This is a genomic window from Caminicella sporogenes DSM 14501 (assembly GCF_900142285.1).
Classification (GTDB): domain Bacteria; phylum Bacillota; class Clostridia; order Peptostreptococcales; family Caminicellaceae; genus Caminicella; species Caminicella sporogenes.
In genome coordinates, this window is the sequence record NZ_FRAJ01000005.1 from 1 (window position 1) to 25,517 (window position 25,517).

Here is a 25,517-nt window from a genome sequence, read left to right on the forward strand (position 1 = left end):
TATTGTTACTTTCCTTGCAAATTTAGTTAAGTATATTGCTTCTTCTACTGCTGAGTCCCCTCCTCCTATTACAAATACTTCTAAGTCTGTGAAAAAGTCTGCATCACATGTTGCACAGTATGATACTCCTTTTCCTGTCAATTCTGCTTCCCCGGGTACTCCCAGCTTTCTTGGTGTTGCTCCTGTTGCTATAATTACTGCTTTTGCTTTGTATTCTTCTTTTTCTCCTTTAACTTTCTTTATCTTTTCACTAAAATCTACTTCCACTACATTGTCTTTCTTTCTCTGTGCTCCAAATTCTTCTGCCTGCTTTACCATTCTTGCTATAAGACTTGGTCCTGTCGCATTTTCTATTGAACCTGGATAATTTGCTACTTCATTTGTTGTTACTATTTGTCCTCCTGCTTTATTTTTTTCTAATATCAATGTTTTCATCTTCGCCCTTGCTGCATACAATCCTGCTGCTAAACCTGCAGGTCCCGAACCTATAATTACTACATCGTAAATTTCACTCATCTTAATTCCTCCTCATATAATTAATAAAATTGGTCTATACTATCTATACCACTTCTAATTAAACAATAATCAATAAATCTGCAATCATCTAAAACTCTTTCAGAATATTTAGGAAGCTTTTTTTGATTGATAAATTTTTCTGCAGCAATTATACTTTCCTCTATAATCGCTAAAGAATCAAAATCCATATTACCTTTGTCAAAACTTATTACGACAGATTTAAAAGGAGTTTCATTTGGCTTAACACTACCTGATAATGGATGAGTTAATAATTTATGTCCTTCATGAATTTTATCACGTACGCATTTTAATACATCTAAGTAACTAAAATCTTCATTAAAGATTATATCCACATTTTTATGAAATTTTTCACAAACTAATCTATTGTTTGTAACAATTATTTTTTTCAAGTAGTCCACCTCAAAATATGTATTTGTTTTGTAAACGTTTTCAAATATCGAACAAGAAACAATTTTAAGTTTTAAAAACAAACATATAAATTGCTTGAAATAAAAATTATACAAAAAAATGGAGCAATAGCTAACCTAAGTTGCCATATGCTCCTCTGTTTTTTACCTGAGAGATTCTTTCAATTTATAATAAATATAAATTGAAATTGCCCCTTCGGTGCTTTAAAGCTTTCCAGAGCTCTGTCTAGATACGGTCCTTTTGCCTGAGATCTTTATTGTTACTGGCATAGTAACAACTTATACCTTCGGCGGTCTTTCGACTCTCTCCCGTATCCTTCATCCAGCGACAATTATTCAATTTTTAAATACTTCTATTTTCAAAATTAAATTCCCCTATAGTAATTATATATGACTAATCAAATCATTACAATACTATTTTTAAATTTTTCCTAAATTTAATAATTTATAACTTGATATTGCAAGTTGCAAGTCTTGTCAATCCTTTCTAACTCTCAGTAACAAGTAAGTTCTCAGCTCTCAGTAAGGTAATAGATTACAGAAAAAAATTTCTCTAAAATCTTTTTTCAATTCTCAATTTTCAATTCTCAATTTTCAATTCTCAATTTCACTTTAACTCTTAACTAACCTAAAGTATCATTTCACTTCAATAATTTCATACTCTTTGCTTCCCAAACCTATTTTTTCTGCATAATCAAATATATAACTAGGATTTACATTTTTGTGTATATGTTTAAACTTATCTTCTCCGGGATTAATATTTACATTAATCTCCGTATTAGGTAGAGGTGCTTCATTATTTATTAAATCATAACATGCTTTATCAAGAGCAACTGGGTCCAAAGATGCTAAAACACCTATATCTCTTACAATTGGTGCATCACTCCATGGTACACAATCGCAAAGAGGTGTAACATTCATAACAAAATTTATATAGCCCACTTTCTCTTTCTTATTTTTAACTGCTCCATAGGCATATTCTGCCATCTTTTCTAAAAACACATCGTTATTTGTTGCCCATTGGACTTTTATAGCTCGTAATCTACATGCTGTAGTACACTCTCCACATCCAATACATTTATCGTGATCTATTTTAGCTTTACCGTCTATTATTTCTATACATTTTTTAGGACACCAATTGACACAAATCCCACAGCCTACACATTTCTTTTTTATTACATCAGGTTTTGCATCTGAATGCTGCATTTGTTTTCCTGAAGCCGTAGCACACCCCATAGCCAAATTTTTAATAGCACCTCCAAACCCTGCCAGAGCATGTCCTTTACAATGCGAAAGCACTATCATAGAATTTGAATTAAAAATTTCACCTGCTATTTTGACTTTATCAAAATTTTTTAAATTCACCTCAACTTCAATAGAATTTTTACTAAACAAACCGTCAGCTATAATAATTGGAGCACCAACTACCGAATATGCAAATCCATTTTCTATTGCTGTTATTAAATGATCTACACTATTTGTTCTGCTTCCAGTATAAAGTGTATTTGTATCTGTCAAAAAAGGTTTTGCTTCATATTCTTTGATTTTATCTACTATTTGTCTTACAAAAACCGGATGTATATATCCATGATTGCCCTTCTCTCCAAAATGAAGCTTTACTGCAGTTTGTTCTCCTTTTTCCAATATTTTATTTAATTTAGCACTATCAAAAAGCCGTTTAAGTTTATTTGATAAATTGTTCTTTTTAGAATTTGACCTTAAATTAATAAAATAAACTTTACTACCCAATTTTTTCCCTCCATTCTTCATTATTAAAGGTATTTTATTCAGCTATAAAAAATATTGCTAATGTTCCTGGTCCTGTATGACTTCCAATAGTACATCCAATATCAGTTACTACTATCTCACTAGGTCTTAATTCTTTTTCAATCATTTCTTTTAATCTTTTTACACCTTCTATATTTGCAGAATGTCCAAGTCCTATTTTACTACCTGTTTTAAGTCCCCTTTTTATACATATATCTATTAAAGATTTGTACAACTTTTTAGTTCCTCTCACTTTATCTATCGGTTCAACTACACCGTCAATAATAGCAAGTATCGGTTTTACATTCAATAAAGTTCCAAGAACCATTTTTGCAGTACTTAATCTGCCATTTCTGTGTAAATATTCAAGTGTATCTACTGAAAATATTTGCTGTGCTCCTTTTATCATTTCTTTTATTTTTTCAATTATTTCTTCAAAAGATTTCTTTTGTTTAGCCATTTTAGCTGCTTCTAATACAATCATACCTAGTCCATAAGACAAACAGCGAGAATCAAAAACATATATATTATTCGTTCCAATGTCTTTCTTAGCCAATAACGCAGATTGATATGTACCACTAACTTTACTTGAACCATTAATAATTATTATTCTTTCATATCCTGAATTCAATGCTTCTTTAATGGCTTTTTTAAATTCATTAGGCGATACTTGAGATGTACTCGGAATTTCATGACTTTCCTTTAACATTTCATAAAATTCTTGAGGTTTAATATCTATACCATCTTTAAATTCCTTTGTTCCAAATCTTACAGTAAGCGGTATAATTGAAATATCATATTCATGGGCCAATTCTCTAGGAATATCTGATAAACTATCTGTAATTATTTTTATTTTCATTCTTTAAAACCAACTCCTCTAAATTATTTTACAAATGCAACAGCTATACAGCCCGGTCCAGCATGAGTACCCACAACAGCTCCCACTTTAGACACTATAATTTCTCCTACATCAAAATTATCAATTATAGCTTTTTTTAACTCTAACATATATTCTAAATCATTTGAATGATATATTCCTATAGTTTTATCTTTAAGATTAATTTTGTTATCTTTTAACCATTTAATAATCCATTTTATTGCCTTTTTCTTTCCTCTAACTTTGTCTTCATAAATCAATAACCCATCTTTCATAGTCAATATTGGTTTAATATTTAAAATTTTTCCTACAACAGCTTGAGTCGCAGATAATCTCCCACCCATTTTTAAATAATCTAAATTATCCACTATAAACTTATGTACCATATTATCTCTCATATATACTACTTTATCGGCAATTTCTTTTCTTGAAAAACCCTTTTGCACCATTCTTGCTGCTTCAATTGCCATAAGTCCCTGTCCAAATGTTACAGCTTTTGAATCAATTATAGTAATTTTATCAGTTTCTAATGAATTTTTTGCTGCAACTGCGCTGTTATATGTACCACTCAATTTAGAAGACATCAATATAACTACTGCTTCATCTCCAGATTTTATTACGTCTTCAAATATTTTAAAAAACTCTCCATAAGTAATTTGAGAAGTAGTCGGCAATTTCTTCACTTTTTCAATCATATCAAATAATTTTTCAGCAGTTATTTCAATACCGTCTCTATAAGAACTTCCTTCAAAATTTACAATCAAGGGAATAATAGTTATATTTAATTCATCAGCAATTTTCTTAGGTATATCTGAAACACTATCCGTTATTATCCTGATTGCCATACTTCTACTTTCACCTCACTAAGTCTAAAATTATATAAATTTGCAATTATAAAAAGTAAATATACTAATTTATCATTCAATATAAATATAAATTAATGGTTAACAAAAAAATAAATATGTTAAGTTTCTAAACATACACTTATATAAAAATATAATACAATTTTTAAATTCTAATTACAAGATAAACAAAAGACTCCCACTCATAAGCAGGAGTCTTATAATTATCTATTAGCATCTATAACAGCTAAAGCAATATTAGATGCATGATCTGCTATTCTCTCAAGATTACTTATTATATCTAGGAAAATAACTCCAGATGTAGGTATACATTGCTGTTTACTCAATCTAGATATATGATTAGCTCTTAAATTCTTTTCCATTAAATCTATTTCGCCTTCTCTTTCGACTACTCTTTGAGCTATTTTAGTATCTCCAGTCTTAAGTGCTGTTAAAGCTTCTTTATAAGATTTAACAACTCTTTCATGCATTCTAGTTAATTCAGATATAGCTTCATCAGAAAATTTTAATTTATTTTCTACTCTATATACTGCTAGTTCAGCTAAATTATCAGCATGGTCTCCAACTCTTTCTATATCATTTATAGTATTAAATAAACCATCAATAATTTCTCTTTGTTTACTAGATATTTCTGTGTTAGATATTTTCAAAAGATAATTTGCTATTTCTCTCTCCATCTCATTTATTATCTTTTCAAATTTAAATGTTTCTGCAGCAATTTTTTCATCTGCTTTGAAAAAAGCTTCCATTGCTTTTCCATATGATTCTAATGTTACATTACCCATATGAAGTACTTCTTTCATAACTTGAACCATAGCTACAGAAGGTGTTTCCAAAATTCTCTCATCAAGATATTTTATACCTTGAATTTCTTTTTCTTCATTTGGATCATAAGGAATTATTTTTTTAACTATATAAACAAGTATTGAAGCAAATGGCAATAATATTAAAGTATTTGCAATATTGAATAATGTATGTGCATTTGCCAACTGTCTAGCAGGATCATCAGACATTGATGTAACAATCTTTATAGTCGGATTTGCAAGGAAAATTATAAACAATACAGTACCTATGACATTAAATAACATGTGTACTAATGCAGCTCTTTTAGCAGTTTTATTTGCACCTATACTAGAAATCATTGCTGTTACACAAGTACCTATATTTGTTCCCAATACAACTGGAAAAGCTGATTCTATAGGCAAAAGCCCTTGACTTGCCAAAGCAATAAGCAATCCAGTAGTAGCACTACTACTCTGAATTATTGCTGTAACTGCGAAACCAGAAAGTATCGCAAGTGCCTTATCAGATATGTTATTTCCACCAAAACTTAAAAGCAAGTTAGTAAAACCTTCATACTGCCTTAAAGGATTAACGGCATCTTTCATAAAATGCATACCAATAAATAATATACCAAAACCAATTAAAATTTCAGCAACATTTTTAACTTTTCTATTTGATGAAAAAAGCCATATTCCTACTCCTATACCTACAGATACAGGTGCAATTTCCGTAAAGTTTATTGAAGCTAATTGTGCCGTAATAGTAGTACCTATATTTGCTCCCATGATTATTCCTACTGCCTGTGTTAAAGACATAATACCTGCATTTACAAATCCTACTACCATTACCGTTGTAGCACTACTGCTCTGTACTATCATTGTAACTACAGCACCAACTAATACTCCCATTATTCTATTACTGGTTAAAACTTCTATGATTTTTTTCATCTTATCTCCTGCTGACTTTTCTAGTCCAGCAGCCATTACGTTCATTCCATAGAGAAATAAACCTAATCCTCCTATTAGTCCAAAAAAGATTTCCATCAATAATCCTCCTCTAAATTAACATAGAATTAACATACAATTAACATAATACTATATTTCGACAAAAGTTTTGTTAAGTTTATGTTAAATGTTAAATATAAGTTAAGTTTGTGTTAATTCTATGTTAATTTATACCATTTAAAACATATTTGGAAATGAATGTTGTCTTAATACTTCATATAAAACAATAGCTACTGAGTTTGATAAATTTAAAGACCTTGCTCTAGCATCTTTTATCATAGGGATTTTTATACATCTATCCTTATATTTTTTATGAATTTCATCAGGGAGTCCTGCAGTTTCCTTCCCAAAAACTAAAAAGCAGTTTTCTTCGTATTTTACATCTGTATATATTTTTGCCCCTTTTGTAGTTGCAAAATAAAATTTTCCATCTGGATATTTCTCAAAAAATTCTCCTAGATTTTCATAAATATGAATATCTAAAAAACGCCAATAATCCAATCCAGCTCTTTTTAAATATTTATCTTCTAAAGAAAATCCTAAAGGTTTAATCAAATGCAGACTGCTGCCAGTAATAGCACATGTTCTAGCTATATTGCCTGTATTTTGAGGTATATCAGGCTGATATAGTACTATATTAAAAGCCATACTGCATCTACTCCTTTACTACTATGTTTATTTCGACTCTATCATTGTCAGCCTCTAGTGGAACACATATATTCTGCATATGATCTGTAGATATTGACATACTCTGCCCCATCATCAAACTTGGAGGAGTTATGTCTATCTTGATTCCTTGATTGTATAAAAGAGTCGCAGAATTTCCCATTATCATATTTCCAAGTTCAGATAAAGCACTTCTAGCTATTTCATCTAATTCTGCAACAGGCATACCACCCATCATACCCGAAACTATTTTTAAAGCCGTAGATTTGTCTATGTCTATAATAGCTTGTCCCTTTAAATCTCCTGTTATACCAATTAGTATAAGCACACTTTTAGCATTAAAAGGACTTTTTTTCAAAAATGGTTTACCTACTTTAAATTCAATATTTGTCATTTGAGTTATTACTTCCTTACTAGCTTTTATAAATGGATTAACATGTTCAGCCTTCATTATATTCCTCCTATTTCGATTTTAGTATTTATAATTTCTATATATAATATTTCTACCAACAAAAATAAATTTAAAACAACAAAATAATTATTATTTTAAAAAATTTTTGTTCAGATTTAATATATTTTACCACTTTGTAATCATGTCTAAAATCCAAGGTCTGTGAATTTTTACTGCCTTTTTAGGACATAATTCCTGACAACAAAAACATCTTATGCATTTATCTAAATTTACTTCTGGCTTTCCATTTATCATTTTTATTGCCTTTGGAGGACAGCTTTTTTCACAATCCCTACAGCCTATACAAATATCATGATGAAAAACAGGCTTTGGTTTTAATATGTTATTTAAATATCTTTCTAAAAACTTAGGAATCTTGCCTTTCAAAAAACTTATGCTTCTAATTTTTGGAACCTTAAAATCTTCTATTTTAAAATCTTCTATTTTTCCTCCAATTAATAATATATCTTCTAAATTCCCTTTAACAATTCCTCTCTCAATACACCTCATAATAGTTGGAACATTAGAAGGTTTTATATTTATTATTGAAGTTGCTACAACATCTAGATGATATGGACTTGTCGAAGCTATAACTGCACCTACTTTTCTAGGTTTTCCTGCTGATGGTCCTTCTCCTTCCATGCCTACAATTCCATCCATAAATGAAAGAATGGGATTTCCACACAAACAAATATCTACCAATGCATCTGAAAACTCCTCTATCTTTGGCATTTTAAAATGATATTCAGCCTTTAAAAGCCCCGGTATAATGCCAAACATATTTTTAACTGCTCCTGTAAACATAACCATTCCATGTGTTTTAAGTTTCGATACGGAAATTACCTTATCTACTTTTTTTAAAACCTCAATAACAGTCATTTTTTTTAATAATTTGCCATGTTCATTAATAACTTCAACTGAATTTGTATTATAGTTAAGAACTGCTCCTGTTATCTGTGCAACTTCTTCCATTCCAGTTGCTTTATAAATTCCTCTAAGTATTTTTTCATTAAAAGGTCCACCAGGACTATCTCCTATTATTATTTCTGCTCCATTTTCAATCAATACATCTGCCAATGCCCTTACAAAAATTGGATGAGTCGTAGTAGCTTCTTCTGGCTTTTTCTTCATAAGTAAATTCAACTTCAAAAGCACTTTTTCGCCTTTTTTTATATATCTGTCTATTCCTCCTAAATTCATAAAACTCTGTTTTATAGATTCCTTCACATCTTCATATATATACTCATCACATCTAATTAAAGACACTTTTTCCATATCAAAACCTCTGCTTTCATAAATGTTTTCACTTTTATAAATTACTTATTTAAGCTAAAAGAAGAACTAATATACCTAAAAGTATCCTATAATATGCAAAAGGAGATAATTTCCTGCGTTTAATATAATTCATAAAGAATGCAATAACTAAATATGCCACAATAAAAGATACAAATGTACCTACTCCTAAAACAAGCCATTCATATGGTGAAAAATTAAATCCCATTTTGAATATTTTTAAAACTGCTGCACCTATTAAAGTAGGAATTGCCAAAAAGAAAGAAAATTCTGCTGCAACTTTTCTAGAAAATCCTAAAAACAATCCTCCAATAATCGTTGATGCCGACCTTGACATTCCAGGCCATAATGCCATGCACTGAGCTACTCCTACTAAAAAAGCCTGTCTGTATGTAATATTTCTTTCTGATGTAATCTTTTCTCTTTTTAATCTGCTTTCAGAATATAAAAGTAGTAGTGCACCTAAAATCAATGCTATTGATACAGTAGTAGTATTAAAAAAATGTTCATCTATATAATCTTCAAATAAAAGTCCCAAAATAACAGCTGGTACAGTTCCAACTGCCACTTTCGACCAAAGACTAAAATACTCTTTCATGCTCTTTCTATCATCAAACTTTGGAAAAACTTTATCCTTAAAATATATTAAAACTGAAAAAATTGCCCCAACTTGAATCACAACTGCAAAAGCATTTGCAAAAGAACCCGTAAACTCTAGATACTTATTTGCTATAATAAGATGTCCTGTAGATGATATAGGTAAAAATTCCGTTAATCCTTCTATTATTCCTAGTATAATTGCTTTGATTATCAACTTTCCTACCTCCATTTACTTTTTTCAAATTTGCTATAACTTATAGTTATTTCGCCAAAACTTCAAATATTCCTTCAAAAATTTAAAATGCTAATTAAAAGCTCACCATAAAGTGAGCTTTTTTATAGAGCAATATTTTTAAAAGCATTGTAACTAGCTTTTATAGTTTTTTCTATATCCTCCATAGTATGTTCAGCAGAAATAAATATAGCTTCAAATTGAGAAGGAGATAAATATATACCTTGTTTTAACATTTCTTCAAAATACTTTGCAAACATCTCAGTATCACTTGTAACTGCAGTTTCATAATCATATACATCTTTGTCTGTAAAATAAATACACAACATAGAACCTACTCTATTTATTACTGTTTTTATTCCAAATTTCTTAGCATTTTCTTTAAATCCTTCTTCAAGCATTTTTGCTTTTTCATCTAATTCTTCATATATTTTAGGATTATCTCTTAATATTTTAAGCGTTGTAAATCCAGCTGCCATAGCTAAAGGATTACCAGAGAGAGTTCCTGCTTGATATACTGGTCCCATAGGAGAAACTTTACTCATTATTTCCTTCTTACCTCCATAAGCTCCTACAGGTAATCCGCCACCAATTATTTTAGCAAAACAAGTTATATCAGGCTTAACATTATATATGCTTTGAGCACAGCTATATGCAAGTCTAAATCCTGTCATTACTTCATCTAATATTAGAAGCGCACCATATTTACGTGTAATTTCTCTCAAAAAGTCCATAAATTCTTGTGTAGCTGGAACAACTCCCATATTTCCTGCTACAGGTTCAATAATTACAGCTGCTATTTTTTCACCATATTCTTTGAATATTTCTTTCATACCTTCTATATCATTATATCTAGCTGAAATTGTATTTTTTACAATATCTGCTGGTACTCCGGGACTTCCGGGTATTCCATATGTAAGTACTCCTGAACCTGCTTTTACTAAAAGACTATCCGAATGTCCATGATAGTTCCCAATAAATTTAACTATCATATCCCTATTAGTATATGCTCTAGCTAACCTTAAAGCACTCATTGTCGCCTCTGTTCCAGAGTTAACCATTCTAACCATATCTACTGAAGGTACTGCCTCACAGATAATCTTAGCAAGCTCTGTTTCTATTTCCGTAGGTGCACCAAAACTCGTTCCAGTTTCTATTACATTTTTTAATGCTCTTATTACTTCAGGATGGCAGTGTCCAAGAATCAATGGTCCCCAAGATAAAACATAATCTATATATTCATTTCCATCTATATCATATATTTTAGAACCTTTTCCTTTTTTTATAAAAGGTGGATTTATTGAAACTGATTTAAAAGCTCTAACCGGACTGTTAACTCCACCCGGAATATATTTCTTCGCCTCATCAAAAGCTTTTTTTGATTTTTCTAAATTCAATTACATCTCCTCCCCAATCCATTTTGCTATATCTTTAGCAAAATATGTAATAATAATATCAGCTCCTGCTCTCTTTATGCTTGTTAGCACTTCAAATATTATTGCTTTTTCATCTACAAGTCCCTTTTCTATAGCAGCTTTTATCATGGCATATTCTCCACTCACATTATATGCAGCAATTGGAACATTAAAATTATCCTTTACTTTTTTTATTATGTCAAGATAAGGCAGTGCAGGTTTAATCATTACAATATCTGCACCCTCTATAATATCTAATTCAACTTCTCTTAAAGCTTCATTTGAATTGCTAGGGTCCATTTGGTATGTCTTTCTATCCCCAAATTGAGGTTTTGAATGAGCTGCATCTCTAAAAGGTCCATAAAAAGCTGATGCATATTTAGCACTATACGCCATAATAGATACATTTGTAAAACCATTTGCATCAAGAACTTCTCTTATCTTTCCAACTCTTCCATCCATCATATCTGAAGGTGCAACCATATCTGCACCTGCTTTAGCATGAGATAGAGCAATCTTTCCTAAGTACTCTAATGTAATATCGTTATCTACACCTTCTTCATTAATTATTCCACAATGTCCATGATCGGTATATTGACACATACATATATCTGTTATCACTAAAATATCTTTATTTATCTTTTTTATTTCTCTTATACCTTTTTGAACTATTCCATCATCATTATAAGCTTCACTTCCAGTAGGATTTTTTTCATTTGGTACTCCAAAGAGAAGCACTGCTTTAATTCCCAAATTAGATATTTCTCTTATTTCTTCTTCAAGCATATCAATAGAAAAATGATAATTACCAGGCATAGACGATATTTCTTCTTTAATATTTTCTCCTTCCACTAAAAATAGAGGATAAATTAAGTCATCAACACTTAATTTTGTTTCTCTTATTAAACTTCTAATATTTTTATTAATTCTCAATCTCCTTGGTCTTACTATAAGATTCATTTTCTTCACCCCTAATTACAAAAATAGTTTAATATTTCATCAACAAGTCCAGAAATGCTGTATTCTTTTGCTTCTATATCTACATTCATTCCCATCTCTTTGGCTGTAGTACTTGTAATAGGTCCTATCACAGCTATTTTAGCACCGTTTATAAGTTTTAAATTTTCCATTCCTAAAATTTTCACAAAATTTTTTACTGTAGATGAGCTAGTAAATGTAATGACATCTACTTTTTCCTTTAAAATTTTTATAAGATTTTCTCTGTCATATTCTGGTATTACCGTTTTATAAATAGGTATATTATCTACCTTTGCACCTAATTTTTCTAATTCATCTATTAAAAGTTTTCGTGCTATATCTGCTCTAGGCAAAAGTATATTATCACCATCTTTAATTTTATCCTTCAAAATATCGATAATGCCTTCGGCTCTATATTCATCAGGCATATATTCTACTTTTAATCCCATATCATTTAATTTTTTTGCTGTAGCAGGTCCTATAGCACAAATTGTAATATCTTTAAGAATCCTTACATCAAAATCAAGCTTTTTCATTCTCCCAAAGAAAATTTTTACTCCATTTACACTAGTAAAAATAATCCATTTATATTTTTTAATATTATTAAGTGCCCTATCTATATCTCTGTAATCTTCATTTTCAATTATTTTAATAGTTGGAAATTCTATAGATTCACCTCCTAATTCTTCTATCTTCTGCGAAAGTTTACTTGCTTGATGTCTTGTACGAGTTACAAGAATTTTTTTACCAAAAAGCGGTTTGTTCTCAAACCACCTCAAACTTCCAGCAAGATTTACAACTTCTCCAACTACTATGATAGCAGGATTTTGAAAATTGTCTTCTTTAACTTTATAAGCTATATCTTCTAGAGTTCCTATAATCATTTTTTGTTCATGTGTAGTTCCTTTCCTAATTACAGCAACAGGTCTACTAGGTGCTTGTCCATTTTTTATAAGATTATTGCATATATTTTCTATATTTTTTATTCCCATTAAAAATACTAAAGTTCCCTTTAATTTTCCTAAAACTTCATAATCTAAATATCCATCTTTTTTTGTTGGATCTTCATGTCCTGTAATGACATGAAAAGAAGAACTGTAGTTCCTATGAGTTACGGGTATACCACAATATGCAGGTACTGATATAGCTGATGTTATTCCAGGTACAATTTCAAATTCTACATTGTTTTCAGCTAGTAATAACGCTTCTTCACCTCCTCTGCCAAATACGAATGGGTCTCCACCTTTAAGTCTTGTTACTATTTTCCCTTCTAAAGCCTTTTCTAAAATAAGCCTACTTATATCTCCTTGTTTGTAACTATGATTATCTGGTTCTTTTCCTACATATATTATCTCTGCATCATCTCTAGCATAATTTAATAGTTTTGGATTTATTAATCTGTCATATAAAATGACATCTGCTTTTTTTATACACTCTAACCCCTTCAATGTAATAAGTTTATAATCCCCAGGACCAGCTCCGACTAAATAAACTTTTCCATTCACCTACATATCACCTTCTATTTCTTTTAATATATTTTTACCGCCTTTTTTTAAAATTTCTAAAGCAACTTCTTCTCCAAGAACAGCAGGTTCATTTATACTTCCTACTTTCTGAACTTTTATAAGTTTTTTCCCATCTATAGAAGCTACCATTCCAATCATTATTAAATTATCTTTATCTATAAATGCATATGCCCCTACTGGCACATGACATCCTCCATTTAATACTTTCATAAAGTTTCTCTCTGCTTTAACTGCCAATTCTGTCTTCTCATCATTTATTTTAGATATTATTCCTTTAATAAAATTATCATTTTTTCTTACTTGTATTCCCAAAGCCCCTTGTCCAACTGCAGGTACAATATCTTTTACATCAAAATATTCAGATACTTTATCTTCTAATCCCATTCTCTTTATTCCTGCTGCAGCTAAAACTATCCCATCTAATTCCATATCATACATTTTGTTTATCCTAGTCTGTATATTTCCCCTTATGGGTTCGATTTTTAAATCACTTCTTAAAGCTAATATTTGAGCTCCCCTTCTAAGACTGCTTGTCCCTATTTTGGCACCTGTTTTTAATTCATTTAATTTTTCTTTATCCTTAGTAAGTAAAACATCTCTTATATCTTCTCTCTCTGTTACTGCTCCTATTTCTAATTCTTTTAAAAATTCACTTGGTACATCTTTCATACTGTGAACTGCCAAATCTATCTCATTATTTAAAAGAGCATTTTCTATTTCTTTAACAAATAATCCCTTTCCACCAATTTTATTTAACGTCTTATCTAAAATTTTATCTCCAGTAGTTTTTATAATTTTTATATTAAAACTTAATTGAGGAAATATTTTTTTTAATTTGTCTATAACTATTTTAGTTTGTGTAAGAGCCAATTCACTTCCTCTTGTCCCAACAATTATTTCATCTCTTTCCATCATTTCAACTCCTTAAGACCAAGTACTTTTCAGTCCATAATTAACTTTTTATAAAAATCGTATAACTCCTTTTTTAAATCATTTATTTTTCCACCGATATATTTATCTATAATTCCCGAATTTATTATTTTAAGCATAATATCTCTTCTCTTATTTATATCAGTTATTTCCATCTTTACTCTTTTCCTTATTTCACCTAAAAGATTAACATATTCAATATATTTTTCTGAATACAAAGCCTCTAACTCTTCCCTTATCTTCTTTGACAGTGCAGGACTCTTTCCATTTGTAGATATAGTAATAGTTAAATCTCCTCTTTGAATCTTTGAAGGAACTATAAAATTACATTTATCTGGCTTATCAACTATGTTAAGTAAAATATCTTTTTCTCTACATTCCCGTAAACATTCTTCATTAGTCTTTTCATCATTAGTAGCCGCAAAAACCAAAAAACTACCTTCCAAATCTCCATAAACATATTTTCGCCTTTTAACACTTATAACTCCTTCTTTGGCGTATTTTTCAAGTTCACGTGTAAGAATAGGACTTATTACTTCAACTTCTCCTCCACATTCTAAAAGAGAATTAACCTTTCTTTCTGCAACCTTTCCTCCACCTATTACTTTGCATAATTTGCCACTTATATTTAACATAATAGGATAATAACTATCCATAAATTTTACACACCCTTTTTATCAGCTCATTCATGTCATCATAAACTAACTCTCCATATATATCTGGTCTTTCTATCAAGACTACATCTATTCCACATTCATATGCAGCTTCAAACTTTTCAATAGTTCCTCCCACTTTACCACTGTCCTTAGTTACCATTATGTCTATGTGATATTTTTTTATCATTTCTATATTCATTTCCTTTGAAAACGGTCCTTGCATTGCAATGATATTTGAAGGCTTAAAACCCAATTTTTCACACTTTTCCAATATACTGCTGACAGGCAGTACCCTTGCAAATAACCTCTTTACATCTGTATATCTTACAAATATATCTAAAGTCTTACTACCTACAGTTAGTAATATATTACCTTTCTTGTTTGCTAAACTCTTTGCAGCTTCTTCATAATCCTTTGCTCTATAAATTATATTTTGAAATTTTAGACTTCCAATCTCTTCTCTTTGAAATCTGAAACATGGAATTTTCTTATACTTACAAGCCTTAATGATATTTTCACTTACTTTTTCCGCATATGGATGAGTTGCATCTATTACAAGTTTTACACCTTTTTGCTCTATTAGTTTAATCATCTTTTCATAGTCTAATTTTTCACTATAGACATTTATATTTTCTTTTTCTTCTATTAAATATTTTCCATATTCCGTAGTTGTAGTAACTATTAATGGATAATCTTTTTTATGTAATGCATATGCTATTTCCCTTCCATCTTTTGTCCCACTCAAAAGAAGAATCATATTTTATATCCCCTTGGTGTAATTATTTTACCTTTATCGATATATGTATTTGAATTACCTATAATAACTACAGTAAACATATCTATTTCATGATTTAACATATTTTCCAAATCAGTTATAACTACCTTTTCTTTAGCTCTCTTTGCATTTTTTACTATTCCCACTGGAGTAGATGATTTCCTATATTTTAAAATTATATCTCTTGCTTGAACTATTTGATTTTCTCTACCCTTACTCTTTGGATTGTACAAAGCAATAATAAAATCGCCTTCTGCAGCACATTTAATTCTTTTTTTAATCACTTCCCAATCGGTAAGCAAATCACTTAAAGAAATTACTGCAAAATCATGCATTAATGGACATCCCAATGATGAAGCCGCTGCATTAGCTGCTGATATGCCCGGAATAATTTCTACATCTACTTCGCTTTTTCTCTTATTTACAAGTTCTAAAATAACTCCAGCCATACCATATATTCCCGGGTCTCCACTACTCACTATCGAAACTGTTTTCCCTTTTTCAGCTTCGTCTATAGTCAAATTACACCTTTCTATTTCTTTTTTCATACCAGAATCTATAACTTCTTTGCCATGTAGTAAATCTTTTATTAGTTCAATATAAGTTTTATATCCTATGACGACTTGAGAATTTTCTATTGCTTTTAAAGCCATCAAACTCATATGTTCCATATTTCCAGGACCAATACCGACAACATATATTTTTCCTCTATTATTCACGCCATATCACCTACTTTAAATCTACTATTTTATCTTTTCTGACAGTCCAAATAACTCTCTAGTAATCCTAGCATACAACTTTCCTTCCATATTTTCTCCTGCTCTTTTAAGCTCAAGAAGAGGTTTTTTAAAAAGTTTTTTTGCTAAACTATTTGTAAAAAGTATTATCTGCTCTTTTTCTTTTTTATCTAAATGATTTATTTTTTTCATAAAACTTTCTAACTCTTTATTGACAATTGAAGATGTATAATTTTTAAGTTCTTCTATAACTGGAAATACAGGTAGACAGTTGTACCAATTTTTAAATTTTATACAGTCCTGAGCTATAATATGAAATGCTACTTTTGCAGCTTCAACTCTAAGCTTATAATTTTCATCAGCTACACCTTTTAGCTCATCAAGTTCAAATAAAGAAATTCCATCCAATTCCCCTATTTTAGGTTCTACATCTCTTGGAAGAGCTATATCGACTATACATATTTTTTTAGCCTTTTTATAATGCTTTATAAATTCGTCTTTTTTCAAAACATAATGAGGTGCACTTGTAGAAGAAATAATAATATCCACTTTGTCAATCATTTTATATCTATCTTTAAAATCTATTACACTTATTTCTCTGTATTTTTTAGATAAATCTACAGCATGTCCTTTTGTCCTGTTAGTTACATATATTTCTTTAACCCCTTTATATATTAAATTTTCTATTGCAATTCTGCTCATTTTTCCAACGCCAATTACAAGTACTTTTTTGTTTGTCAAATTATCAAAAATCTTTTCTACAAACTTGACAGCTATACTGCTAATAGATAATGAATTCTCTGAAATCTTTGTCTCTCTCTTTATCTTCTTTGCAGTAGTAATTGCTTCTCTTATTAATTTATTTAAAACTGGCCCTGTAGCCTTTTTATCTATAGAAAACTCATGAGCTTCTCTTAATTGTCCAAGTATCTGGTCTTCTCCTATAACTAAAGAATCCAGACCCGCAGCCACATTAAAAACATGTTTAACTGCACAGTCATATATTTTTTCATAAAAATATTTCTCTATATAATCTAAATCCAAATCAAAAAATCTAATATAAAAATTTTTTATTTCATTTATTCCCTTTTCAATATCACTGACAACAGCTATTATTTCGCTTCTATTACAAGTTGAAAGAATTAAAAACTCTCTTATAAACTTACTTTTTTTTAAAATTTTATAACTATCTTCTTTCTGGCTTTCTTTAAAAGAAACTTTTTCCCTTATATGAATAGGTGCCTTCTTATGATTTAGTCCAAATACAACTATTTCCATCTAATTTTCACCTTCTTCTGCTAAAGCAATAGTTATACCATTATACTTTGTTTTATTTAATATTAGGCTACCCCTTTTAGAAGCTATTACCGCTGCTGGTTCAGCTACTGCTCCTACTCCTATAGATTTTTTAACAAAACTAGATACTTCAAATTCATCTTCTATATCTAAAATTTTCCTACTGCTTATAATTTCAAGAGGCACATTCATATATTCAGCTGCTTGTATAATACCTTTTTCATCTTTCTTTAAGTCTATGGTAGCAATCTTCTTTATAGACAAAATACTTTTATTTGCTTTACAAAACGCATCATTTATTGCCTTTATAATTTTTTCCCTATCTATGCCCTTTCTGCACCCTATACCAACAACAATATTTTTAGGCCTAAGTAAAACTGCATCTAAATTTTTAGGCAGATTTATTTTCTCATTGGTGATATAAATTATCCCCTTATACAACGAAATATCTTTCAAATTCTTTATAATTTCTATATTATAAGGCAGATTAAAATCAATATTTATTTGAGATATAATTCCTACCATTTCACCATTTACTATATGAGCACTTACTTTCGTAGCATCTTTTATATTTTCTATAATACAGTTTAATTTCATAGAAATTATATCAACAGCTAATGTCTTATTGACATCAGACGAAGTTGTAATGACAGGATTTGATTTTAAAAGTTTAGCAATATCTAATGTGTATTCATTTGCAAGACCTAAATGACCTGACAATAAAGATATAACATTCTTTCCTTTTTCATCTAATACTATAACGGCAGGGTCTGTAGTTTTACTTTTTATATGTGGTGCAATCACTCTAACTACTATTCCAGCTGCCATGATAAATATAAGACATTTATATTTATGAAAAATTTCAGAAATTAAAGTCTTTATATCTTTTTCAATCTTATAAATCCTATCTCCACAAAAATTGAACCTTTTATTTATATAAAGAACGCTGTCCTCATATTCATTTAAAAGCTTTAAACCCAGCTCCATTCCACCCTTTGTAAGAGTTATAATTGCCTTATCCATTTTTGTTTGCCTTCCTGTATCCATGACTAAAATTTTTATCATACAATTTAGATAGTTCATAATTATCTCCTAAAAAGTCTCCTACAAGTATTTGAGCAGTTTTAGTAATACCAGCCTCCTTAACTTTCACTTCAATATCTTCTAATGTTCCCACTACTATTTTTTCATCTTTCCACGAAGCTCTCTGCACTACTGCAATAGGAGTATTCTTAGGATAGTGAGCAGTTAACCTTTTAACTAACTTATCAATCATATGCACCGAAAGAAAAATACACATAGAAGCTCTATGACTTGCAAGACTTTCTATTTTTTCCCTTTCAGGTACGGGTGTTCTTCCTTCCATTCTCGTCAAAATCACCGTTTGAGAAACTCCCGGTAATGTAAATTCCTTTTTTATTGCTGCAGCTGCCGCAACAAAAGAACTCACTCCCGGTATAACTTCATATTGTATTCCCTTTTTTTCTAATATATCTATCTGCTCTCTTATAGCACCATATATGCTGGGGTCTCCCGTATGTACTCTTGCAACTATTTTTCCTTCTCTTATCCCTCTTTCAATCACATCTATTACCTCTTCTAATGTCATAGATGCACTATTGTATACAACTGCCTCTTTTTTCTTATTGGCTAGTACTTCTTTATTGACTAATGACCCAGCATAAATAATAATATCTGCCTTAGCAATTATTTTTGCTCCTTTTATAGTCATAAGCTCTGGGTCTCCCGGTCCAGCTCCTATAAAATAAACCTTCATAAAATCACTCTCTTCTATTTTGTATTTTAAATTATTAAATTTATTTCTTTGCAGATATTATATAGATTGGATTTAATCCTTCCATAATAGTATGATTTAGAATTTTTTTTGACTTTGATATAGTAACTGAAACCACATCTATATCATTAAATTCAAATTCCTTTAAATATTTAATAGATTGATATATCGTCTCTATTGTAATAGCATTGATGACAATAATTCCTTCATCAGATAACTTCTCTTTGCAAATTTTTAATATTTCTTTCAGCTCTCCTCCACTTCCACCAATAAAAACTCTATCAAAGCGATTTATCTTTTTAATCTCTTCTGCGGCATATCCATGAACTGTATTTATATTGGAAACATTAAACTTCTTCATATTCTCATTAATCAATCTTATTCCTTCTTCATTTTTTTCTATAGCTGTAACAATACCTTTTTTACAAATCAATGCTATTTCTATTGAAAGAGAACCTGTTCCAGCTCCTACATCTACAACGTTCATATTTTCTTTTAATCTCAATTTAGAAATAGAAATAGCTCTTATTTCTTCCTTAGTCATAGGAACTTTACCTCTAATAAACATAAAGTCCGGAATTCCACTTGTAAAATACGGCCATGTATCATTCATCTTCTATCACCACCACAGAGATACCATTTTCTTTTAGATTTGATATATCCTCAAGTGTTCCACTGATAATTCTCTCATTATCATAAGAAAGATTTTCACCAACTATCATCCTTTTATTTCTTACTCCTTCTTTCATAAGTATAGAAGCTATATAAGATGGTGATTTTTTAAAATCTGTAAGTAATATTACTCTGCTGTATTTTTTTACTATATCTATAATATTTAATTCTCTCCCATGAACACTTCCTATAAATGAGTTATGCCAAGATTTATTGAGCTTTGCCATTAAATACTGGTACGAACTTATTCCCGGTATTACTTCAATTTCTTCATCTTTAAAATATCTTTTAAGATAATCCAGCATACTATAAAAACCGGTATCACCAGATAAAAGCAAAGCAATCTTTTTGTGTCTTTTATTTTCTTTTATATAATCTACTATTTTAGTTAATTTACTATCAATAACTATCAATTCTTTTTTGTAATTTTCAAAACCTTTCAACAATCTTTTTCCACCAATTAAAACATCACTTTCATCTATTTTTTTTAAAGCAATAGGCAGTATATAGTCTTTATGTCCCGGTCCCATTCCCAGTACATATACCTTATTCATTTAAACTCCTCCAAAATTTTTTTGGCATTATCCCCAATGTGTAAAATTCCCTTTTCCATTGAAAACATAATCACTCCAACTTCTAACTCTCCATAAGAATAATCCATACATCTTTCTTCAGCTCTTTTGCATAAAACTTCATATACTAAGCTGTATCCATATTTTTCTATTACATTCACTGCTGCTTCTGTAGTAATGCAGTTAAAAATTTCTCTTATTACATCACTAGATGCTCCTAAAAGTGCTAAATTTGCACCTATTATTTCTCTCCTAGCATCAGCAATCTTACTATGCGTATTAAAAATTCCTGCCGAAACTTTTACCAATTTTCCTATATGCCCTATGATAAGTGCTTTTTTTATATTTAACTCCACGCATTTATTAAGCATAAAACCAATAAAATTACTAGTTTTAATAATATATCTTTTTTCAATGCCAAAATATTTTACTGCCTTTTCTTCTCCATAATTTCCCGGAACTAATACGACTTTGTCTATTCCCTTTTGTACAAGCATTTTAAACTCTATAGCTAAAGATTCTTTAAAAGCTTCATCAGACATAGGCTCAACTATTCCACTTGTCCCCAATATCGATATTCCATTTAAAATTCCAAGTTTTGGATTGAATGTTTTTTTAGCAATTTTCTCTCCTTCTGGAACAATTATGGTAACCCTTACTCCTTTATTCTCAGGTAAAATTTTTTTTATTTCACTTTTTATCATTTTGAGCGGAATAGGATTTATAGCAGGGCTACCTACCGGCAGATAAAGCCCCGGTTTTGTGACTATACCTACACCCTTTCCTCCTTTGATAATTATTTCTGGATTATCTGTAATTTTCACTTTCGCACCTACCAAAATGCCATTTGTAATATCTGGGTCATCTCCTCCATCTTTTTTAACATAACAAACAGCACTGCCGTCATCTAATATTTTAGGATTTACTATTTCTAAATTTAATTTCCACCCCTTTGGAGTATCTATTTCTATTTTCGATATTATCTGTCCATTTAAAGCCATAAAAGTCGATGCTTTAGATGCAGCAGCGGCACAAGAACCAGTAGTATATCCATATCTCATTTTTTTACCATTTTTAAAAACATATCTGTCAAGCATATTTATACCTCTTTTTTATTAAATCATATAAAGTATGGCATTAATAATAGCTGCTGCAACAGTACTTCCGCCTTTTCTTCCACGAGTTACTATATATGGAATATCTAACTTTAATAGTTCTTCTTTCGACTCTTTAGCACCAACAAAACCAACTGGCACTCCAACTATTAAAGAAGGATTAGATTTACCCTCCTTTACTTGTCTAATTAACTCAAACAGTGCCGTTGGAGCATTACCTATCACAAATATTCCATATGGATTTTCTTTTACTGCTTTTCTCATTGCCACAATTGAACGAGTTATTCTTTCTTCTTTGGCTTTCCTTGCTACATCTTCATCACCTACATAGTTAAAAACCTGCACTCCATACTCAGATAGTTTTCTTTTATTAATACCAGCCATAGCCATTTTCGTATCAGTTATTATATTTATCCCTTTTCTTATAGCATCTTTTGCCTTATCTAAAGTTCCATCTCTTATTACCGTAATATCTGCATATTCAAAATCTGCTGTGGTATGAATTATTCTCTTTATAACTTTGCCCTCATCTTCTGGAAATACTTTGTTTCCAAGTTCTTTAGTTATTATCTCAAAACTCTTTTTTTCAATTTCATATGGATTTTTAACATAATCTAACATAAAATTCTCCCCTTATTTAACTAAATATCTAACTCCGCCTTCAACACTTTTTACAGAATATATTTTTGAATATTCTTCACTTATATTAATTTTATTTAAGGAATATATTAACTTTTCTATATCAGCTGCATTTTCATCATACAATATTCCTATAACTGTACCGCTATGAGCAACATTTACACCATAAGCATTAAACTTATATGATATTTCAATAATTTCATTTAATTTAGGCTTAAAAACTATATCTTGATTAGCTAAAGAGCTTATAGTACACGCCATTCCCAAAAGTTTTTTATCTTTTTCTCTACATGCTCTTGAAAAATATTCAAAAGCTTTTTCGACATACTTTTTGTTCTTTTTTCTTAAATGGTCAAAATCTCTTTTTCTAAATTCTTGTGTGTCTAAAGTACCTTTTCCTTCTAATACTAAAATATTGATTTTAGGATTCCATTCAAATCTTTTTTTGATTACACCTTTTATATGGTCAAATAAAGTTAACTTTTCAAATATAATACTATCTGTCGGCTCTATACTACTACATAATTTGGCAATTTCTTCTTCAGATAATTTTTTATCAATTAATTTTGCAGTTGCCATAATAGTTCCATATATATCGGCAGTACTACTTGCCATACCCTTTGCTATGGGAATTTTTGAATTGATTGTAAGTGACAAACTTTTTACATACTCTATAGGCACATCAAAATATTCCAATGTTTTATATAAAGCTGAAATGGCCTTTTTTCTTCTTTTATCTACATGGAAATTCTTTTTTTCTTCAATCGTAACTTCAGAATAAATATCTACTGGTAAAGATATAAGTTTTTCACTATCTCCTATAATTCCTTGTATGTATTCTCCACAAGAACCCGGACATTTTACTTTAACCTTCATATAAAACCTCTCTTAAAGCCTTTATTAACTTTTTGTTTGAATTTCTATCTTTTACAGCTACTCTATAATAACATTTATCAAGATTTATATAATTATCACACTGTCTTATAAGAATGTTTTTCTCTATAAGTTTTTCTCTTAAATTTATTCCTTCCTTTAAAAGTTTAAAAAATATATAGTTTGCTTTAGAATTAAAAATTTTTATTTCCCTAAATTCATTTAAAGATTTAAGCAAATATTTTCTTTCTTCTTTTATTAAAACCTTACTTTTATAAATATAATCTTTATCTTCCAATAAAATTTTACCTGCCAATGATGCAAAACTATTTATTGTCCAAGGCTGAGCAATTGAATCTATTTTTTCTTTTAAGATTTTATTAGATATAATACCGTATCCCAATCTCAATCCCGGTATAGCAAAAAATTTAGTCAGCGCTTTGACTATAAGCAAATTATCAAATTTTTCTACATAATTTACCATGCTTAATTTTTCTTCATCAACAAATTCTATAAAAGCTTCATCTATCATGAGGTAAATATTTTCTTCCTTACATTTTTTCAAAATCTTTATCAAATTTTCTTTTTCTATTATCTGCCCTGTAGGATTATTGGGATTACATAAAATTATCAAATTTATATCATCTGTAATTTTATTGATAAAACTCAATGGCTCCACTTTAAAATCTTTATCTTCTTCTAATTTGAAATATATAACTTCACTCCCTACTTTTTTTAATGCCCTTTCGTATTCTAAAAAAGTAGGAGCTAATAACAATGCCTTTTTAGGTCGTATTGCTTCTATCATTAAAAAAATAATTTCCGTAGCTCCATTTGCAGGTATTATATATTCTCTGTCAATAAAGTTATAATCTGCAATAGCTTTAATCAGTTCTTTATAATCTGGGTCTGGATATTTGCTAATAATATCTATGTTTTCAATTATTGCTTCTCTTAATTTTTTAGAAATACCCAGAGGATTTATATTTGCACTAAAATCAATTATTTCATCAATATTTTTGCTATGCTTTTTTGCAATTTCATATATATTACCACCATGTTTTATCTTCAAAAATATCTTCCTCTCAAAATTAATTAAAAGATAATAGTTAAATTTAAAAATTTATAATAAACTTTACTAATGCAAATATACATATTCCTACAAATGAAGTTAAATACATAATGCGTATAGTTTTATCTATATCTTCTACTTCTAATGATTTTTTCTCATCTCCTATAGTCGGTTTGTAAACAGGCTTTCCAAAATAAACATTAGTTCCTCCAAGTTGAATTCCTAAAGCACCTGCCACAGCAGCCTCTGGATATCCTGCATTTGGACTGCTGTGATTTCTTCCATCTCGGATTAGTATTTTAAAACTTTTCTTATAATTAAAACCTAGTACTGCACTTGCAATTACAATAAAAATCGAAGTTATTCTAGCAGGTATATAATTTACGATGTCATCAATTCGTGCTGATGCCCATCCAAAATCAATATACTTATCGTTTTTATATCCTACCATGGAGTCAAGTGTATTCACAGCTTTATATGTCATACCCAAAGCTGCTCCACCTAAAAAAATATAAAAAAGAGGAGCAATAATTCCATCAGAAATATTTTCAGCTATAGTTTCAACCGTTGCCCTTATAATTTCTCTTTTACTTAAATTCTCTGTATCTCTTCCAACTATATATGATAAAAATTTTCTTGCTCGTAAAAGATTTCCTTCTTTCAATGGATAATACACTTTTCTACTTTCAACATCTAAACTCTTTGTTGCCAATATCTGAAATACCATAAACGTCTTAACTACATTTTCCAATAGAGGATTTAAAGCTCTTGCCATTGAGAGTATTGAATAAGTTATAAAATAAACTAAACCAATCGTACTCAAAGCTAATACAATTCCCCCAATTTTTTCCCTTTTTTTAAATATTTTTCTCAATAGCTTTTCCAGCCTCTTTATTAACATCCCAATGAACTTAATAGGATGAAAAAGCCAATAAGGGTCGCCAAAAATCAAATCCATAAAATATCCTGTAAAAATGCTAATCATA

27 protein-coding genes and 1 riboswitch are annotated in these 25,517 nt (G+C 29.7%); all 27 genes read right to left on the reverse strand.

Annotation, left to right across the window (positions count from 1 at the left end; translation table 11 throughout):
* The coding region (locus BUA90_RS02985) for an NAD(P)/FAD-dependent oxidoreductase (protein ID WP_143146260.1) at nt 1-516 on the reverse strand (516 nt) is incomplete at its 3' end.
* Between the two features lie 20 nt (nt 517-536).
* Complete coding sequence (locus tag BUA90_RS02990) at nt 537-926, reverse strand: GrdX family protein (RefSeq protein WP_072965917.1); 390 nt, start codon at nt 924-926, stop codon at nt 537-539.
* Nucleotides 927-1,167: 241 nt separating this feature from the next.
* A riboswitch (glycine riboswitch) is annotated at nt 1,168-1,266 on the reverse strand.
* Between the two features lie 314 nt (nt 1,267-1,580).
* Nucleotides 1,581-2,693: a DUF362 domain-containing protein gene (locus tag BUA90_RS02995; protein WP_072965918.1), complete on the reverse strand. Its 1,113-nt coding sequence runs from the start codon at nt 2,691-2,693 to the stop codon at nt 1,581-1,583.
* A gap of 34 nt (nt 2,694-2,727) precedes the next feature.
* Nucleotides 2,728-3,570, reverse strand: a complete 843-nt coding sequence (locus tag BUA90_RS03000) for a DegV family protein (RefSeq protein ID WP_072965919.1) — start codon at nt 3,568-3,570, stop codon at nt 2,728-2,730.
* A 23-nt stretch (nt 3,571-3,593) separates the two neighbouring features.
* Entirely contained in the window at nt 3,594-4,433 is an 840-nt protein-coding gene (locus BUA90_RS03005; RefSeq protein WP_072965920.1) for a DegV family protein, read from the reverse strand.
* A 221-nt stretch (nt 4,434-4,654) separates the two neighbouring features.
* On the reverse strand, nt 4,655-6,277 hold the full coding sequence (locus BUA90_RS03010; RefSeq protein ID WP_072965921.1) for a Na/Pi cotransporter family protein: 1,623 nt from the start codon (nt 6,275-6,277) through the stop codon (nt 4,655-4,657).
* Between the two features lie 138 nt (nt 6,278-6,415).
* Nucleotides 6,416-6,886, reverse strand: a complete 471-nt coding sequence (gene trmL / locus BUA90_RS03015; RefSeq protein WP_072965922.1) for a tRNA (uridine(34)/cytosine(34)/5-carboxymethylaminomethyluridine(34)-2'-O)-methyltransferase TrmL — start codon at nt 6,884-6,886, stop codon at nt 6,416-6,418.
* Between the two features lie 7 nt (nt 6,887-6,893).
* Complete coding sequence (locus BUA90_RS03020; protein ID WP_072965923.1) at nt 6,894-7,355, reverse strand: chemotaxis protein CheX; 462 nt, start codon at nt 7,353-7,355, stop codon at nt 6,894-6,896.
* Between the two features lie 126 nt (nt 7,356-7,481).
* Nucleotides 7,482-8,630 (reverse strand): DUF362 domain-containing protein, encoded by a 1,149-nt coding sequence (locus BUA90_RS03025; RefSeq protein WP_072965924.1) that lies wholly within the window; start codon nt 8,628-8,630, stop codon nt 7,482-7,484.
* Nucleotides 8,631-8,679: 49 nt separating this feature from the next.
* A complete protein-coding gene (locus tag BUA90_RS03030; protein WP_330390640.1) occupies nt 8,680-9,462 on the reverse strand; it encodes an undecaprenyl-diphosphate phosphatase in 783 nt (260 codons plus the stop codon).
* 122 nt (nt 9,463-9,584) lie between these two features.
* The gene (gene hemL / locus BUA90_RS12130) at nt 9,585-10,877 is read right to left on the reverse strand and encodes a glutamate-1-semialdehyde 2,1-aminomutase (protein ID WP_094756698.1); all 1,293 of its coding nucleotides are present in this window, start codon (nt 10,875-10,877) and stop codon (nt 9,585-9,587) included.
* A complete protein-coding gene (gene hemB, locus BUA90_RS12135) occupies nt 10,878-11,855 on the reverse strand; it encodes a porphobilinogen synthase (protein ID WP_094756699.1) in 978 nt (325 codons plus the stop codon).
* Between the two features lie 11 nt (nt 11,856-11,866).
* The gene (gene cobA, locus BUA90_RS03040) at nt 11,867-13,378 is read right to left on the reverse strand and encodes a uroporphyrinogen-III C-methyltransferase (protein WP_072965926.1); all 1,512 of its coding nucleotides are present in this window, start codon (nt 13,376-13,378) and stop codon (nt 11,867-11,869) included.
* Entirely contained in the window at nt 13,379-14,311 is a 933-nt protein-coding gene (hemC, locus tag BUA90_RS03045; RefSeq protein ID WP_072965927.1) for a hydroxymethylbilane synthase, read from the reverse strand.
* Nucleotides 14,312-14,340: 29 nt separating this feature from the next.
* The gene (locus BUA90_RS03050; protein WP_072965928.1) at nt 14,341-14,985 is read right to left on the reverse strand and encodes a precorrin-2 dehydrogenase/sirohydrochlorin ferrochelatase family protein; all 645 of its coding nucleotides are present in this window, start codon (nt 14,983-14,985) and stop codon (nt 14,341-14,343) included.
* Entirely contained in the window at nt 14,978-15,742 is a 765-nt protein-coding gene (locus tag BUA90_RS03055; protein ID WP_072965929.1) for a cobalt-precorrin-6A reductase, read from the reverse strand. The genes BUA90_RS03050 and BUA90_RS03055 overlap by 8 nt, the downstream gene beginning before the upstream one ends.
* Complete coding sequence (gene cobJ, locus BUA90_RS03060; RefSeq protein WP_072965930.1) at nt 15,739-16,479, reverse strand: precorrin-3B C(17)-methyltransferase; 741 nt, start codon at nt 16,477-16,479, stop codon at nt 15,739-15,741. Before cobJ ends, BUA90_RS03055 begins: the two co-directional genes overlap by 4 nt.
* A gap of 24 nt (nt 16,480-16,503) precedes the next feature.
* Nucleotides 16,504-17,775, reverse strand: a complete 1,272-nt coding sequence (gene hemA / locus BUA90_RS03065) for a glutamyl-tRNA reductase (protein ID WP_072965931.1) — start codon at nt 17,773-17,775, stop codon at nt 16,504-16,506.
* Nucleotides 17,776-18,816: a cobalt-precorrin 5A hydrolase gene (cbiG, locus tag BUA90_RS03070; RefSeq protein WP_072966092.1), complete on the reverse strand. Its 1,041-nt coding sequence runs from the start codon at nt 18,814-18,816 to the stop codon at nt 17,776-17,778.
* Nucleotides 18,809-19,570: a precorrin-4 C(11)-methyltransferase gene (gene cobM, locus BUA90_RS03075; RefSeq protein WP_072965932.1), complete on the reverse strand. Its 762-nt coding sequence runs from the start codon at nt 19,568-19,570 to the stop codon at nt 18,809-18,811. Before cobM ends, cbiG begins: the two co-directional genes overlap by 8 nt.
* A gap of 40 nt (nt 19,571-19,610) precedes the next feature.
* Nucleotides 19,611-20,201, reverse strand: a complete 591-nt coding sequence (cbiT, locus tag BUA90_RS03080; protein ID WP_072965933.1) for a precorrin-6Y C5,15-methyltransferase (decarboxylating) subunit CbiT — start codon at nt 20,199-20,201, stop codon at nt 19,611-19,613.
* Nucleotides 20,194-20,814, reverse strand: coding sequence for a precorrin-6y C5,15-methyltransferase (decarboxylating) subunit CbiE (cbiE, locus tag BUA90_RS03085; protein ID WP_072965934.1), 621 nt, complete (start codon nt 20,812-20,814; stop codon nt 20,194-20,196). The genes cbiT and cbiE overlap by 8 nt, the downstream gene beginning before the upstream one ends.
* Nucleotides 20,811-21,929, reverse strand: coding sequence for a cobalt-precorrin-5B (C(1))-methyltransferase CbiD (gene cbiD / locus BUA90_RS03090; protein WP_072965935.1), 1,119 nt, complete (start codon nt 21,927-21,929; stop codon nt 20,811-20,813). The genes cbiE and cbiD overlap by 4 nt, the downstream gene beginning before the upstream one ends.
* 18 nt (nt 21,930-21,947) lie before the next feature.
* Nucleotides 21,948-22,568, reverse strand: a complete 621-nt coding sequence (locus BUA90_RS03095) for a precorrin-8X methylmutase (protein WP_072965936.1) — start codon at nt 22,566-22,568, stop codon at nt 21,948-21,950.
* 12 nt (nt 22,569-22,580) lie between these two features.
* Nucleotides 22,581-23,462, reverse strand: coding sequence for a GHMP family kinase ATP-binding protein (locus BUA90_RS03100; protein WP_072965937.1), 882 nt, complete (start codon nt 23,460-23,462; stop codon nt 22,581-22,583).
* The gene (gene cobD, locus BUA90_RS03105) at nt 23,452-24,531 is read right to left on the reverse strand and encodes a threonine-phosphate decarboxylase CobD (protein ID WP_072965938.1); all 1,080 of its coding nucleotides are present in this window, start codon (nt 24,529-24,531) and stop codon (nt 23,452-23,454) included. The genes BUA90_RS03100 and cobD overlap by 11 nt, the downstream gene beginning before the upstream one ends.
* Before the next feature lie 43 nt (nt 24,532-24,574).
* Complete coding sequence (locus tag BUA90_RS03110) at nt 24,575-25,516, reverse strand: cobalamin biosynthesis protein (RefSeq protein WP_072965939.1); 942 nt, start codon at nt 25,514-25,516, stop codon at nt 24,575-24,577.
* Between the last annotated feature and the right edge of the window lies 1 nt (nt 25,517).